The following is a 13,083-nucleotide window of genomic DNA, read 5'->3' as shown; positions in this document are numbered from 1 at the left end:
CCATGACCTGGCAACAATTCCTGGTGCTGGGTCTGCTGGCTGCTCTCGTGGCCCTGCTGATCCAGGGCAAACTCCGCCCGGCGCTGCTCTTCTCGGGCGCCGTGCTCATCACCTACCTGAGCGGGCTGGCGGATATCAACGCCGTGATGGCGGGCTACACCAACAGTGCCCTGCTGACGCTGGTGCTGTTGCTGCTGGTGTCGTTGGCGGTGGAGAAGACCCGCATCATGAGCTGGTTCGCCAATCTGGTGGGCACGGGTTCATTCAACAAGGTGCTGGTGAAGGTGTGGTTCTCCACCGCCTTCCTGTCTGCCTTCGTCAACAACACCGCCGTGGTGGCCTCCATGCTGGGAGCGGTCAAACGCAACCCCAACCATGCGCCATCGCGGCTGCTGCTGCCCATGTGCTTCGCGGCCACTTTTGGCGGGGTGCTGACCCTGATCGGCACCTCCACCAACCTGATCGTCAACAGCTTCCTCATCAAGATGGGGGTACCGCCGCTCGGCATGTTCGACTTCTTTATGGTGGGGGCGGGTACCCTGCTGACCGGTCTGGTGGCCGTGCTGCTGTTTGCCCGCCACCTGCCGGAGCAGGATACCGAGATGAGCCGGGAATCTGGCTACTTTCTCGAAGCCAAGGTGGGCGCCGGATCGCCGCTGGCGGGGCGCAGCGTCAAGGAGAATGGCCTGCGCAGCCTGAAAAGCCTCTATCTGGCGGAAATCATTCGCGGCGATCAGGTGATCTGCCCGGTGCAGCCGGAACACGAGCTGCACGAAGGGGACGTACTGCTCTTTTGCGGCGATGTGGAGAGCGTCGGCGTGTTGCAGGAGATGAAGGGGCTGGATCTCTACGGCCAGCACCGCCTCAACGGCCAGCATCTGGTGGAGGTGATCGTCAGCCACAGCTCGCGGCTGGTGGGTCAGACCATCAAGGATGCCGAATTTCGCACCCACTTCGATGCGGTGGTGCTGGCGGTGCGCCGCGGCGAAACCCAGCTCACCGGTGGCCTCGGCCAGATTGAGCTGCATGCCGGTGACACCTTGCTGCTGGCCCCCGGCCCCCAGTTTGCCCGCAACAAATCGTTGGGGCGGGAGTTTGTGGTGGTGAGCGGGCTGGAGGCCTCCACCCGCCTCGATGGCAAGCGCAGCGCTGCCGTGGTGCTGGGCTTTCTCGGGGTGTTGGCGCTCTCGGTATTCGATCTGGTGCCGCTGTTCAAGGGGTTGCTGCTGATGCTGGTGGCGTTGCTGCTCACCCGCATTCTGACCCTGGACGAGATCCGCCGCCGCTTCCCGCTGGATATCTGGCTGGTGGTGGGCGGGGCGCTGGCCATCGCCGATCAGCTCGAAAAGAGCGGACTGGCCAAGCTTATCGCCGACTGGCTGATGGGGGAGTTCAACGGTGCCAGCCCCATCATCGCCTTTATCGGTATCTATGTGTTTACCCTAGTGCTGACCGAGCTGATGAGCAACAACGCCGCCGCCGCGCTGGCCTTCCCCATGGGTTACCAGCTGGCGCTCAGCATGGATGTCTCGACCATGCCGTTTATTCTGGCGGTGCTGTTCGGGGCGAGCTCCAGCTTTATCCTGCCCTACGGCTACCAGACCAACCTGATGGTCTATGCCGCGGGCAACTACAAGATGCCGGACTACCTCAAGCTGGCCCTGCCGGTCTCGCTGGCCTATAGCCTCGGGGTGATTGTGATGGTGCCCCTGCTGTTTCCGTTTTAAGGCGTGAGCGCCAATCAAGGCGTGTTGGGATGAGTAATGTCATGGCACCAGCACGTTGTCGGCGGATAGTCCGAGGCGGCTCCCCGTGGTTCCGGACCGTTTAAGTTTTGAGGCGTGAGCGCCAAGCAAGGAGTGTGGGATGAGCAATGCCATGGCACCAGCACGTTGTCGGCTGATAGTCTGAGGCGGCTCCCCGTGGTTCCGGACCGTTTAAGTTTTGAGGCGTGAGCGCCAAGCAAGGAGTGTGGGATGAGCAATATCGTGTGGCACAAGCATGCCGTCGACAAACAGAGCCGGGCCGAATTGAAAGGGCAAAAGCCGCTGGTGATCTGGTTTACCGGGCTCTCTGGGGCGGGCAAATCGACCCTGGCGGGGGCGCTGGAGCAGGCGCTGGCCGCTGAGGGCAAGCACACCTACCTGCTGGATGGGGACAATGTGCGCCACGGTCTCTGTGGCGATCTCGGTTTCGATGATGCCGCGCGGCAGGAGAATATCCGCCGGGTTGGCGAGGTGGCAAAACTGATGGTGGATGCTGGCCTTATCGTGCTCACCGCCTTTATCTCGCCGTTCCGTGCCGAGCGGGCGCTGGTGCGCAGCCTCTTGGGCGAAGGGGAGTTTGTCGAGGTGTTTGTCGATGCGCCGCTCGCCATCTGTGAAGAGCGCGACCCGAAAGGGCTATATAAAAAAGCGCGGGCAGGGGAAATTACGAATTTTACCGGTATCGACTCCGCCTATGAGGCACCGGAAAGTCCGGAAATTCATCTGCTGAATGCCGGTAAACCGGTAGATACGCTGGTGGATGAGCTGCTGACCGCCCTGCGGCAGGGGAACTACCTGTAGTTGGATCGGAAGAATTTATCACAAGCACCCGGCAGCCGTTAAGTTGATCACCACAGGCGCTTATGGGCTGGCGGTAGCCACTATAAGCAAAACTTGGGTCATTATCGGAAAACCCATAAATCTAGCTTATAGTGGCACCGATGAGCCTTGAGCTGTTCCAAGGCGCCCGATAGCAACCCCGCAAGGGGATCTTCCGATCCTTGCTTATATTGCGGCGGGGTTATTCGCGATTGTCCGAATACGCTGCGCTATTCGAACCTACGGGCTGATTGATAAACCGCTTTCCAAACCAAAATTTCGAGCTCTCCTTCTTTCTGACTCAAAGTCCTCAATGATGAAGCTATCACCTAAGACAGTCGAACCAAGGCTTGTTCTAGTTGGTGAGCATCACAAGCGTTTTCCATACTTTGGGATATATTGCGAATTCACGCGAATATTTTATTGGGGCGCTATAGTTAAAATATTTCTCTTATATCAAAAAGTCTGCTTTTTCCTGACTCATAAATTAAATATTCAAAACTTTTTTGGGTTTCAGTGAAATTTAATAGTGGCATTATTTCTTGGTTGCAACGCTCAATTTCGCACCAATAGGATGTTTTTGTTAACACAACATGCCTTCTACAAACAAATGGTCGCACATTGTATATGCTGCAACCGTTGTCCTTTAGGAATGGGCAGGGTTTTTCCTGTGTTTTGTCATATGCAGAGAATTCTTTTCTCTTGATCTTTAAGGATTTCTCTATGTACTCCACTTCTAGCTCTGAAACTGACACTGGAATGTGGCAGCAATGAGAGCAACCTTTTTTGCAAGGCGTAAATTTATCTACGTAAGCATAAATTTCATTCATTTCAGAGAATAATGAAGATAACTTATTTAGATAGTTAGCCTTGCTTTTTATTATTCTAAGGTATAAGCCTTCTTCTTTTTTAGATAGAGATGGAGGGAGCAATCGAATCATTTTTTCACGATTGGAATTCGAGAACTCAACGGCCATTTTGGGATTTTTCTCATCGAACTCATGGTCCATAAAAACCCCCTAAGTTGCTATAGATAAAGAATAAGTAATCTAACGCCCAAAGCAGCGGCGCGTTTACGCGTCCGACTGCCTTTGCTTGTTAGTTGATGACCGCTCACGATGTGCTCGCTGCAAGTCTAGCTTCTGTTTATTTTGCAATATCGCTAAATCTCGTGCGCGCCGATACACTGAGGCAAGTATTTTTAAAACCGCAAGTTCATTGTTTTCATTGCGAAAATACAGTGTGGATAGAGTTTCTTTTTTTTACACCCATCAAATTAGATATTTCCACAACTGAATTATGAATAAATGTTTTTTCTTTTTCTAAAAGACTGAGTTCTTCACTTCGAAGATTAAGTCTCATTAGTTTTCTTTCACTCATTCCTTTGTGAATAACGCTGTAGGTTTTGTTTCCTGCAAGGAGAGCGGCCGAGACATACCCAACAATTTGAGCAACATCTTTTGCTACTTCTACTATCTGGGATAACTCTATAAATCCGGGAGAAGCATACTGAATTGATTTAATACTAGGCTTGTATTTACGCGGCATTTTGGCGAATAAATTTTGATAGAAGTTAACTGCGCTAAACCCACCACGCCAAGGATATTTCCCATAAATGTACTGAATTTCGTCATCTAGATAGTTATCAGCCACATCAAGGGAATAGAGCAAGCCGTAGAGCTGAATATAGACTCTCGTAAGAACATTCAGGTCAGTGAGTTCCCAACGTCCATCTATGTATAGCTTTATATTATCTACTTCCATGTGATTCCCTATGGTCATCTAACGCCGCTCCATCCTGATACAGATAATAAACATGATATTTAACATCAATTAGTTATGTGCCAGCCTCTGAAGCTTGACGCATTCGCTTGACTTCCCCTTTGAGCGCAATCATTACCATCTCGCATGTTGGGCTAAATATCATAGGTTGGTGCTAAACGAAGTGAAGCCCAACGTTTACCGCGAAACGTATCTGCACATCTGTTTTACCGAACGCCCCAATCCGTGTTTATTCCGTTCTGGTTGAGATGATAATTCTCGTCTGCTGGGTTTGGCTACGCTCTGCGCCAACTTACAAAAACTACGCTACCGCCCCTGAATTTCAGCCTCCAGTCTGCTGTTTGTTACCTGCGTTTTGGTACTGGCTTGGCTCATGGCTGACTCCTGCGAGAGGTTGCCAAGCGGCTATGTTACCGAACGGGACTGGGGTGAAAAGCGCAAGCGGGCGGTTTTCTGAGCAAGATCAATAAATTAATAAATAACGGACGGTGATATAACCGCAGCACCGCAACAGCCTATCCGCGCAGAGTGAGATTGGAAGGTGAAAGCGAGAGTGCCGCCCTCTTGCTGGCGGGCACTAAAAAACCCTATGGGCCTGCGGGCCCATAGGGTTTTTCTGCGGTGATGGTTTGGGTAGTGGTTATCTCGCTTGGCGAACCGGCACGGCGCGGGTGGTGGCCACTTCGTAGCGGCTCTGGCTTGCCGGAGCCCCTTTCTGGAACTGGCGTACCAGTCGGTCGAGATCGCTCAACTGGTTGACCAGCTGGGTGATGCCGTGCACGGCGTGTTGGCTGCCGACGCTGGAGTCATCGGCCAGGGTCTTGATGCTGAGTACGTTGCGGTTGATCTCGGCGGTGACGTGGAACTGCTCCTGCACCGCCTGGGCAATCTGGCCGCTGCCGGAGGCCACCTGCTGCAGCATATCGTTGATCTGCTGGAGTATGGTGCCGGTTGCCGAGGCTTTTTGCTGGCAGCTCTCGGAGAGTTGGCAGCCCTTCTCCATCGCCTGCTCTGCATCCCCGGCGCTGGTTTGCAGTTCGGTGATCATCTTCTGGATCTCGCTGGTCGAGGATTGGGTCTTGATGGCGAGGGTGCGGATCTCGTCAGCCACTACCGAGAAACCCCGACCCGCTTCGCCAGCCCGGGCCGCTTCGATGGCGGCATTGAGGGCCAGCAGGTTGGTCTGGTTGGCGATGTTGTTGATCACATCGAGGATGCCATCGATATCGCGGCAGTGGCTGACCAGCGCACTGATCACGCTCTTGGAGGTGGTCAGCTCGCTGTTCATGCCCGCCACGGCGGCCACGGTTTCGGCCACGCTACTGTTGCCGCTCTTGAACAGCACGGCCGTTTCATCCAGCAGGCTGGAGGAGTCAGTCGAACTTTGTGACACCTCGCGAATGGATTCCGACATCTCGGTCACGGCGGTCGCTACCTGATTGGTTTCGGCCTGCTGCTGTTGCAGGTTGTCGGTGATGGATTCGGCGTTGCGCAGATCCCCCTCGGCGGCTTGCAGGATCTTGCTGCAGGTCTGTTGGGTGCGGGCCAGCACGGCGTTGAACTCGGCCTGATTCATCACCATCGAGAGTTCGATGGCGGCGATGTTGTCCACCTTGTTGGTGTAAAGCAGCTGCATCAGCGGGTTGTCAAAGCGACTGCGGGCCATCTTGTTGAGCTTGCCGAGGCGACGGGAGAGGGCATTCAGGGTGATGGCCGCTATCGCCAGCGGCAGGGCGACCAGCGCCAGTTGCCAGTTCATGTCGTGGTTGTAGCCCAGTGCAAACATGGCGAGCAGGCTCAGTAGCAGGCAGAGGTTGATGGTCAGGGTATGGGAGAAGGTGGGCAGCTTGAGCGCCAGCGGCAGCTTGTTGTTGCGCAGGTCAGCATAGACCTTCTCGGCCCGCTGTTTGATCTCCTCGCTCGGGGCGGTGCGCACCGACTGATACTCCACCACCCGGCCGCTGGCATCCTTGATGGGGGTGACAAAGGCGCTGACCCAGTAGTGATCGCCACTCTTGCAGCGGTTCTTCACCGGTCCCATCCAGCTCTTGCCATCCCTGATGTGACCCCACAGATCGGCAAAGGCCTGTTTCGGCATGTCAGGATGGCGCACCAGATTGTGATGTTCCCCCTTCAGCTCGTCGAGCGAGAAGCCTGCAATCTCGCAGAACTCATCGTTGGCGTAGGTGATGCGGCTCTCCAGATCCGTGGTGGAGATCAGGCTCTGGTGGTCTGGATAGAGACGTTCTCTTTGGGTAACCGGTTGATTGATTCTCATAGCCATGCTTCCGGGCTGTGGTGGTTGAAAATTGATCTGCATCAAGCTTCAAAGCAAAGGGCGGGCCATCAATCACGTTAAGTGATTTTTGTGTCAATAAAGGGGCGCAGCCACTGAATGTGGCGCTGCTGTCGTTGCAATGTGCAAAAAGCGAGCGGCAAGGTGCGAGGGGAGCTGCATTTTGCACCTCACTTTGCTGAGTGAGGTGCTGTGAGCGGGATCTGTGGCGCGTCGGTGGGCGTGTTCCCCCATCGACGATCAGGGCGCGGCGTCAGGGCTGGGCGGTGTGGTCTCGCTGACCTGATGCTGGACCTCGATCTGGATACCCTGCACCAGCACGGTTTTCAGATCCTGCAGGTACTCTTCCAGCGGCGACTCTTGCAGCAGCTGGGCGAGCTCGTTGCCCACCGGGGTGAGGCGGTAGTAGAGCAGGGTGATGTTGTGCTGCTTGCACTGCAGCCGCCAGCGCTGGTTGCCGAACGCCAGCTCGACCCCATCGGCGGGCAGCGGGCCGGACTCCAGCTCCGCGCGATGCAGCAGCCCGAGCTCAAACAGTTGCAGCAGGGCGTTGTAGGGGAGGCGGTATTTGCCAAGGCCGAGCCGCGTTGCCTTGGCGCGGCTCAGCAAGCTGGCCCCCTTGTGCAGCCCCAGCAGCAGTCGCTGCTCGTCGCTGCCGGTGTAGTGGCAAGTCAGTGAACAGATGCGCTGGAACAGCTGGGCCTCGCGCTGAGTCATCTCTTTGAGGGTGGCGAGCGCCCGGATGGAGAAGCGGCCCGGGGTGGCTACTTCCAGCGCGAAGATCCGCCCCCACAGCTGCTGCATCGGCACCATGCTGATATCTTCCGCCAGTTGCAGGAAGCGGGTCAGCCAGTCGCTGTCCATCTCGCCGCCAGCCGCGGTCTCTTCGCAGTGGCGGGAGGCCATTACCATGATGGCTTCCAGATTGCGCTGGCGAGCGGCCTGATCCGCCAGATGGCGAAAGGTGGCGCGCTGTTCGAAGGTGCTGTCGGTGTTGCGGGTGAGCATGCCGTCGATGCCGCGACTGCGGGCCAGACGCAGGGTCTGCTCCTGGCTGCTCAGGATCGAACTCTCTTTCTTCGGGGGGGGGAGGTCTGCCATGCTGACTCCATTCGCACAGGTTCTGGAGCTGAATGTTACTCCAACCGGGATGCCAAGATAACAAAGCGGCCTCCGTGGAGGCCGCTTTTTTTGCAACGGGAGGATTACTCCTCGTAGACGCTCACCTCGACCGCTTCCATCGAATAGGAGGCGGTGGCCATCTCGTGGCTGGAGCTGACCGTGCGCATCTTGCCCTTCACCCAGATGGCATCCCACAGATCATCCACCGGCGCACCCTTGGGGTAGCTCACATAGATCACCTGATTGGTGGGGGGCGGCGGCACATGGATACAGGCGCCGAAGTAGGGCACCAGCAGGAAGGCGGTGATCTTCTTGGCATCCCCTTCCAGCGGCACCACGAAGCCCGGAATGCGCACATCCTGGTTGTCCAGCTTCTTGTTTACCCCGCCCACCGGTTGCGGCACGGAGGCGAGATCCCCATCGTGGTTCACCTGCGGAGGTGGCAGCAGTTTCTCCCCTTCCGGGATAAGCACATCCCAGTCGATGGTCTTGTAATCGGCGGCCAGGGCGGGCAGCACCAGCAGGCTGGCGAGCAGCGCCACAATTTTCCACTTCATCATCTGTCCTTCTGTTTCTATTTAGGGCGTCTCGCTAGACGCGAATGCTCATGCCATCGCTCAGGCTGTAGCGGTAAGCGCGGGCAGCAGGGAGCAGGCCGATCACCATGCCTGCCAGCCAGACCACCCCCAGCAACTGCCACTCGTAGGTGCTCGGCAGCCCCAGACTCAGTTGCAGGCCATAGTGGCTGAGCAGCCAGGGCGAGGCAAGCCCCTGCCCCAGATAGAGCACGGCGACCCCGAGGGCGATGCCGACCGTGGTCAGCGCCATGGCTTCCAGCGCCAGCAGCAGGAACAGGTGGGCAGGGCCCGCACCGAGGGATCGCAAGATGGCGAGCTCCCGGCGCCGCTCGTTAAGCCCCGCCAGCAGGGTAGTCAGCATGCCGATCAGGCCCGCGACTACCACAAAACCGGCGATGACCGAGAGGGCGGTTTCCGCCACGCTCATCAGGCTCCACAGCTCCTGCAGGGCGGCGCCCGGCAGGATCGCCATCAGCGGCTCTTTGGGATAGGTGTTGACGCTGCGTTGTAGCTGGAACGCCAGGATCCGGTTGCTCAGCCCCACCATAAAGGCGGTGATGGTTTTCGGGGTGAGATCCTGCGCCAGCGCCTGCTCCGGTGTCACGTTCTTGCTGTGGCGGCCGGTATCCCAACCAAGATGGATCGCCTCGATCCCCGCCAGCGGCACATGGATGGTGCGATCGATGGGCGTACCGGTTGGCGCCAGAATGCCCACCACCTTGAACGGCAGGTTGTCGTGCTGGCTGAACGAGGTGTTGCCAGCACCGTGGGCGATAACGATGGATTGGTCAAGGTGATAGCCGAGCTTCTCGGCCACCTGGGCACCGAGTACCGCTTCAAACGGCGTGTCGAATGGCCGCCCTTCCCGCAATTGCAGCGACTGCTGCTGACCGTATTTCAGGTGAGTGAAGTAGTCGCCATTGGTGCCGAGCACCCGAAATCCCTTGTGGGAGTCACCAAGGGAGAGGGGGATGGTCCAGGCGACGCCCGGTTTCTGCTTGATGGCCTGATAGGAGTCCCATCCCACGTTGTTGGTGGGGTTGCCGATGCGAAACACCGAGTAGAGCAGCAGGTTCACCTGGCCGGAGCGGGCGCCAACGATGAGATCGGTCCCCGAGACGGTGTTGGAGAAGCTTTCACGGGCCTGGGTGCGCACCCGCTCCACCCCGAGCAGCAGGGTGACGCTGATGGCGACGGCCAGCAGGGTGAGTCCGGCGGTGAGGCGGCGGGCCCAGAGACTTTGCAGGGCGAGCTTTAGCATGATGCCCTCCGGTTGAGCTGTTGCAGGTTTTCGACCCGCGGGAACAGGGGTTCGAGATAAGGGTCGTGGCTGACGAAGATCAGGGTCGAGCCCTGCTTGTCACACTCCTCGAACAACAGCTTGATAAAGGCCGCCCGGTTGTCGGTGTCGAGTGCAGAGGTGGGCTCGTCGGCGATCACCAGCGGTGGCGAGCCGATCAGCGCCCGTGCGGCGGCAACCCGCTGCTGCTGGCCGATGCTGAGGGCGTGGACGGGTCTGTGCAGCGCCTCGTCCGGCAGTTGCAGCTCCGCCAGTAGACGGCGCGCCTCCTGCTCCGGATTCCCTTGCAGGCGGGCCCGTTTGGCGGGCGAGAAGGTGAGGGCAGCGGTCACGTTGTCCTGCACCGAGAGAAAGGGCAGCAGATTGAACTGCTGGAAGATATAACCCAGATTGGCCGCCCGGAAGTGGTCACGGGCACGGCCAGAGAGCCGGGCCAATGGTTGGCCCAGCACCTCCAGGGTGCCGTGGTTGGCGGTCTGGATCCCGGCCAGCAACCCGAGCAGGGTCGACTTGCCGGAGCCCGACGGGCCCTTGATAAAGACCCGCTCACCCTCGCGGATGGTGAGGGCGGGCAGATCGAGTACAGCGTCGCCACCTGGCCAGGCAAAGGCCAGATCGCGGATCTCAACCACGGCTTTTTTCATGGCGTTACCAGCTCAGCTTGTTGGCGGACGGGGTCAGCTCGCCAGCGGTCTGGCCGGTGGGCAGGATCCCCTGCACGCTCAGCTTCTCAAGGCTCGGATAGACGCTGAACAGGGTCGCCTCAAGGCCGGTCAGTTTGGCCGGCGTGGCGCAGGTGTAGGTGTACATGGCGCCCATATCGGCGTGGCCCGCTTCGTCATGATCATGGTGGTCTTCATGTTTGTTGCTGGTAGCCTTGTCATGGTCATGGTCATGGTCATGGTCATGGTCATGGTCATGGTCATGGTCATGGTCATGGTCATGGTCATGCTCTTCTTTGGCGGCTTGCAGCTCCTGCTGGGTCAGTTTGCAGCCAGCGGCCGGGTCGAAGCGGAAAAGGGCGTCAGGCTGCTGGAGGCGGGCGACCGCCTTGGCATACTGCGCCCTCTCTTCATCGCTCTTGGCGGCGTGCTCGAAGCCTACCAGATCGGCTGCAGGCGCCTGCAGCTCGATCATCAGCTGGTCGCCATCGACCACCAGATTGAGGTGGCCATGGCCATGCTCGTGGGCGCCGTGGCTGTGGCTCTCGTGTTCGTCGTGATTTGCGTGTGCGCCAAAGGCCGCTGCGGCCAGCAACAGAGTAACTGCTTTCATCTTTAATCCTTTTTCAAAACAAATAGCGAAATTAAACAAAGGGATAGATAAAAACAGAGGCGGGCGGCGCACGGATGGCATAGCTGTGAAGCGTGGCTGTATCCGCCGAGCGTTGCATGGTTGCAACGACGGGCAGAACAGAGGTCGAACCGGGGAAACAATAGGGGGTGGCGGTGATGACCTGCTTGCCATCCAGATGGAGGGCGCAAACCAGGCAGTGATGGTCGTCGTGGCCGGGCAGGGCGGATTCAAACTGGTGCCGGGCAAGGGCAGGCTGCAGCCATAACCAGCCCAGCAGCAAGATCCAGATTTTCAGTTTTATACGACCCATAGACCCTTATGGAAAGGGCGCCATCAGCGCCCCTTCTCTCTGACTTAGAGATGGGACTTGATGAGCCCCATCACGGTAGCAATGTTGTTGGCATCGAGCTGGCCATCTTTGGCAAACAGCACCTTGCCCTCTTTATCCAGCAGAATGATCGCCGAGCTTTCCGGCGTCAGATCCCAGGCGTTGCGCGCCATCCCCTTGGCATCCAGCACCATGGCGGACCAGGGGAACTCTTTCTTGCTGTCCTCGGCACTGCTCTTCACGAAGCCGGAGGTGCCCCAGATGGCGTCATTGCTGTTGATGACGGTAACGGTCTGGTACTTGTCTTGCGGCAGCTTGGCGGCCTTGATCGCCTCGATCATCGGGGCATTCAGCTCCTTGGCACTGGAGCGGCCGGCAATATGCTGGATCAGAAACACCTTGCCGGTGAGCGAGGTGCTCTGCCACGGCTGGTAGCCGATATCCTTGCCGTTCAGTACCAGCTCGCCCTTGTCACTGATATTGACCAGCGGCACCGGGTTGCCATCCTTGAAGTTGTGAGCAAAGACCAGAGATGGCAGCAGCGCCAAAGTAAGTACGAGATGTTTCATCCTGATGACACTCCATTTGTTATGTTATAACGAGTTTCGGATTGAGGGAATGGGCGAGCTTCATCCTAAACTGATCGGATCTGTTTAAAAAGTGTTAAATAAGATCGCAATTCAGAAGCGTCGGCGCCCCGCCAGTCAGGTGGTTGGCTGGCAAGGGCGGCTAGGATGGCATGACATCGATAAAAATCAATGAATTGGCAGCTGGTCTGAGCTGTCTGCGTCAGTAGAGCGACTCGCTGATGAGGGGGATCTTGGCCATGGTCATCTGCTGGGCCAGCAGGGACGAGCCGGTCAGCAGCACATGGCGCTGATTGTTGATCACCACCACATCACCGGGTACGCCACTGTCTGCCGTAATGGCCAGCCAGGCAGGGGAGACGCTGCCGATGCTGATATCCGGATAAATGATGCTGAGCACATATTGCGGGGCCAGCTCCGCTAGCAGGCTGGCCATCAGCAGCGCCTTCTCGTCGCTATCGGCCTTGTTATCCTGCAAAGCCTGCAGCGGCGGCGCGAAGTGATCCAGCTGCTCCGGTTGGGTGGGGATGGCGTTCAGCCACTCCTGCAGCAGGCTGACGCTGGTGGCGAGATCCTTGGCCGCAAATTGCTGCGCCAGTGGCTTGAGATGCCCTTTGAAGTGGTAGAAGAGCTGGGAGTAATCGGGGCGTACGCAAGGCAGTTTGCGATTGGCAGGATGGACGCAGGGTATCACCCTCATCTGGTAGAAGGCATCCTCCTGATACTGTTGGTAGGCTTGCCAGAACAGCAGCGACTCCATGCTGTCGTCCCGCAGGGTGAAGGCCTGCTCCAGATTGCGAAACTTGGTAGCTGTCTCGGGGCTGCTCTGATTGATCAGGTTGATGCTGTTGTAGAGCCGTGGGCTGATATAGGCGTAAAGGGTCTCCAGCGGATTGGTGAGAGAGGCCTTCAGCAGGCTCATCTCGTGGCGACTGGCGGCCATCACCTGATCGTCGGTGGTCAGCTGGAAGTGCTTGCGCTGGCCATCGGTGGATTGCCACTGCCAGCTCATGTTGATCTCGCTGGCGTTGCTTGTGGCGCCAAGGGTGGCGAAGAGAGTGAGGCTGAGCAACAGCGCGGGGGTCAGCTTCATGGTGGTGCTTCCTGCCGTGGACGATAATTAACAACTAGGTGAGCCGGCACCACTTAGGTGATGTTTCGTTTTGTGAGCTGTATAACAGATTGATGTGACTTTTAATTTAATTGTGA

Annotated in this window: 13 protein-coding genes; 2 read left to right on the top strand and 11 right to left on the bottom strand. The window is 57.6% G+C overall.

The genetic code is table 11. The annotated features are described in order from the left end of the window. Positions 1–2: 2 nt before the first annotated feature. The gene (locus I6L35_RS02695; RefSeq protein WP_216979477.1) at positions 3–1,727 is read left to right on the top strand and encodes an SLC13 family permease; all 1,725 of its coding nucleotides are present in this window, start codon (positions 3–5) and stop codon (positions 1,725–1,727) included. A gap of 249 nt (positions 1,728–1,976) precedes the next feature. Then, on the top strand, positions 1,977–2,567 hold the full coding sequence (cysC, locus tag I6L35_RS02690) for an adenylyl-sulfate kinase (RefSeq protein ID WP_216979476.1): 591 nt from the start codon (positions 1,977–1,979) through the stop codon (positions 2,565–2,567). A 455-nt stretch (positions 2,568–3,022) separates the two neighbouring features. Here cysC and I6L35_RS02685 read toward each other — a convergent pair whose 3' ends face one another. The 11 genes from I6L35_RS02685 to I6L35_RS02635 form a co-directional block, all read right to left on the bottom strand. Then, positions 3,023–3,595 (bottom strand): YkgJ family cysteine cluster protein, encoded by a 573-nt coding sequence (locus tag I6L35_RS02685; RefSeq protein ID WP_139406795.1) that lies wholly within the window; start codon positions 3,593–3,595, stop codon positions 3,023–3,025. A 214-nt stretch (positions 3,596–3,809) separates the two neighbouring features. Next, on the bottom strand, positions 3,810–4,349 hold the full coding sequence (locus I6L35_RS02680; protein ID WP_216979475.1) for a hypothetical protein: 540 nt from the start codon (positions 4,347–4,349) through the stop codon (positions 3,810–3,812). Between the two features lie 658 nt (positions 4,350–5,007). Next, positions 5,008–6,645 carry a PAS domain-containing methyl-accepting chemotaxis protein gene (locus I6L35_RS02675; protein ID WP_216979474.1) on the bottom strand — a complete coding sequence of 546 codons (1,638 nt, stop codon included), beginning with the start codon at positions 6,643–6,645 and terminating at the stop codon, positions 5,008–5,010. A 258-nt stretch (positions 6,646–6,903) separates the two neighbouring features. Beyond that, positions 6,904–7,764, bottom strand: coding sequence for a TIGR03899 family protein (locus tag I6L35_RS02670; RefSeq protein WP_216979473.1), 861 nt, complete (start codon positions 7,762–7,764; stop codon positions 6,904–6,906). A 104-nt stretch (positions 7,765–7,868) separates the two neighbouring features. Further along, on the bottom strand, positions 7,869–8,345 hold the full coding sequence (locus I6L35_RS02665; RefSeq protein ID WP_157161970.1) for a DUF3299 domain-containing protein: 477 nt from the start codon (positions 8,343–8,345) through the stop codon (positions 7,869–7,871). A 31-nt stretch (positions 8,346–8,376) separates the two neighbouring features. Next, on the bottom strand, positions 8,377–9,624 hold the full coding sequence (locus I6L35_RS02660) for an ABC transporter permease (protein WP_043821722.1): 1,248 nt from the start codon (positions 9,622–9,624) through the stop codon (positions 8,377–8,379). Beyond that, the gene (locus tag I6L35_RS02655; protein ID WP_216979472.1) at positions 9,618–10,307 is read right to left on the bottom strand and encodes an ABC transporter ATP-binding protein; all 690 of its coding nucleotides are present in this window, start codon (positions 10,305–10,307) and stop codon (positions 9,618–9,620) included. Before I6L35_RS02655 ends, I6L35_RS02660 begins: the two co-directional genes overlap by 7 nt. A 4-nt stretch (positions 10,308–10,311) precedes the next feature. Next, positions 10,312–10,938 carry a DUF2796 domain-containing protein gene (locus I6L35_RS02650; protein WP_216979471.1) on the bottom strand — a complete coding sequence of 209 codons (627 nt, stop codon included), beginning with the start codon at positions 10,936–10,938 and terminating at the stop codon, positions 10,312–10,314. 31 nt (positions 10,939–10,969) lie between these two features. After that, a complete protein-coding gene (locus I6L35_RS02645; RefSeq protein ID WP_110303537.1) occupies positions 10,970–11,269 on the bottom strand; it encodes a DUF2607 family protein in 300 nt (99 codons plus the stop codon). Between the two features lie 44 nt (positions 11,270–11,313). Further along, the gene (locus I6L35_RS02640) at positions 11,314–11,856 is read right to left on the bottom strand and encodes a YtfJ family protein (RefSeq protein ID WP_064335472.1); all 543 of its coding nucleotides are present in this window, start codon (positions 11,854–11,856) and stop codon (positions 11,314–11,316) included. A gap of 220 nt (positions 11,857–12,076) precedes the next feature. Beyond that, the gene (locus I6L35_RS02635) at positions 12,077–12,967 is read right to left on the bottom strand and encodes a hypothetical protein (protein ID WP_216979470.1); all 891 of its coding nucleotides are present in this window, start codon (positions 12,965–12,967) and stop codon (positions 12,077–12,079) included. Positions 12,968–13,083: the final 116 nt, after the last annotated feature.

Source organism: Aeromonas sp. FDAARGOS 1405, assembly GCF_019048265.1.
Taxonomy (GTDB): domain Bacteria; phylum Pseudomonadota; class Gammaproteobacteria; order Enterobacterales; family Aeromonadaceae; genus Aeromonas; species Aeromonas veronii_A.
Note: the sequence above shows the minus strand (reverse complement) of the source record. Positions and strands in the feature narration are given on the sequence as shown.

Coding starts and splice junctions, on each gene's coding strand:
- I6L35_RS02695 (WP_216979477.1), top strand. CDS start 3: ATGACCTGGCAACAATTCCTGGTGCTGGGTCTGCTGGCTGCTCTCGTG.
- cysC (WP_216979476.1), top strand. CDS start 1,977: ATGAGCAATATCGTGTGGCACAAGCATGCCGTCGACAAACAGAGCCGG.
- I6L35_RS02685 (WP_139406795.1), bottom strand. CDS start 3,595: ATGGACCATGAGTTCGATGAGAAAAATCCCAAAATGGCCGTTGAGTTC.
- I6L35_RS02680 (WP_216979475.1), bottom strand. CDS start 4,349: ATGGAAGTAGATAATATAAAGCTATACATAGATGGACGTTGGGAACTC.
- I6L35_RS02675 (WP_216979474.1), bottom strand. CDS start 6,645: ATGAGAATCAATCAACCGGTTACCCAAAGAGAACGTCTCTATCCAGAC.
- I6L35_RS02670 (WP_216979473.1), bottom strand. CDS start 7,764: ATGGCAGACCTCCCCCCCCCGAAGAAAGAGAGTTCGATCCTGAGCAGC.
- I6L35_RS02665 (WP_157161970.1), bottom strand. CDS start 8,345: ATGATGAAGTGGAAAATTGTGGCGCTGCTCGCCAGCCTGCTGGTGCTG.
- I6L35_RS02660 (WP_043821722.1), bottom strand. CDS start 9,624: ATGCTAAAGCTCGCCCTGCAAAGTCTCTGGGCCCGCCGCCTCACCGCC.
- I6L35_RS02655 (WP_216979472.1), bottom strand. CDS start 10,307: ATGAAAAAAGCCGTGGTTGAGATCCGCGATCTGGCCTTTGCCTGGCCA.
- I6L35_RS02650 (WP_216979471.1), bottom strand. CDS start 10,938: ATGAAAGCAGTTACTCTGTTGCTGGCCGCAGCGGCCTTTGGCGCACAC.
- I6L35_RS02645 (WP_110303537.1), bottom strand. CDS start 11,269: ATGGGTCGTATAAAACTGAAAATCTGGATCTTGCTGCTGGGCTGGTTA.
- I6L35_RS02640 (WP_064335472.1), bottom strand. CDS start 11,856: ATGAAACATCTCGTACTTACTTTGGCGCTGCTGCCATCTCTGGTCTTT.
- I6L35_RS02635 (WP_216979470.1), bottom strand. CDS start 12,967: ATGAAGCTGACCCCCGCGCTGTTGCTCAGCCTCACTCTCTTCGCCACC.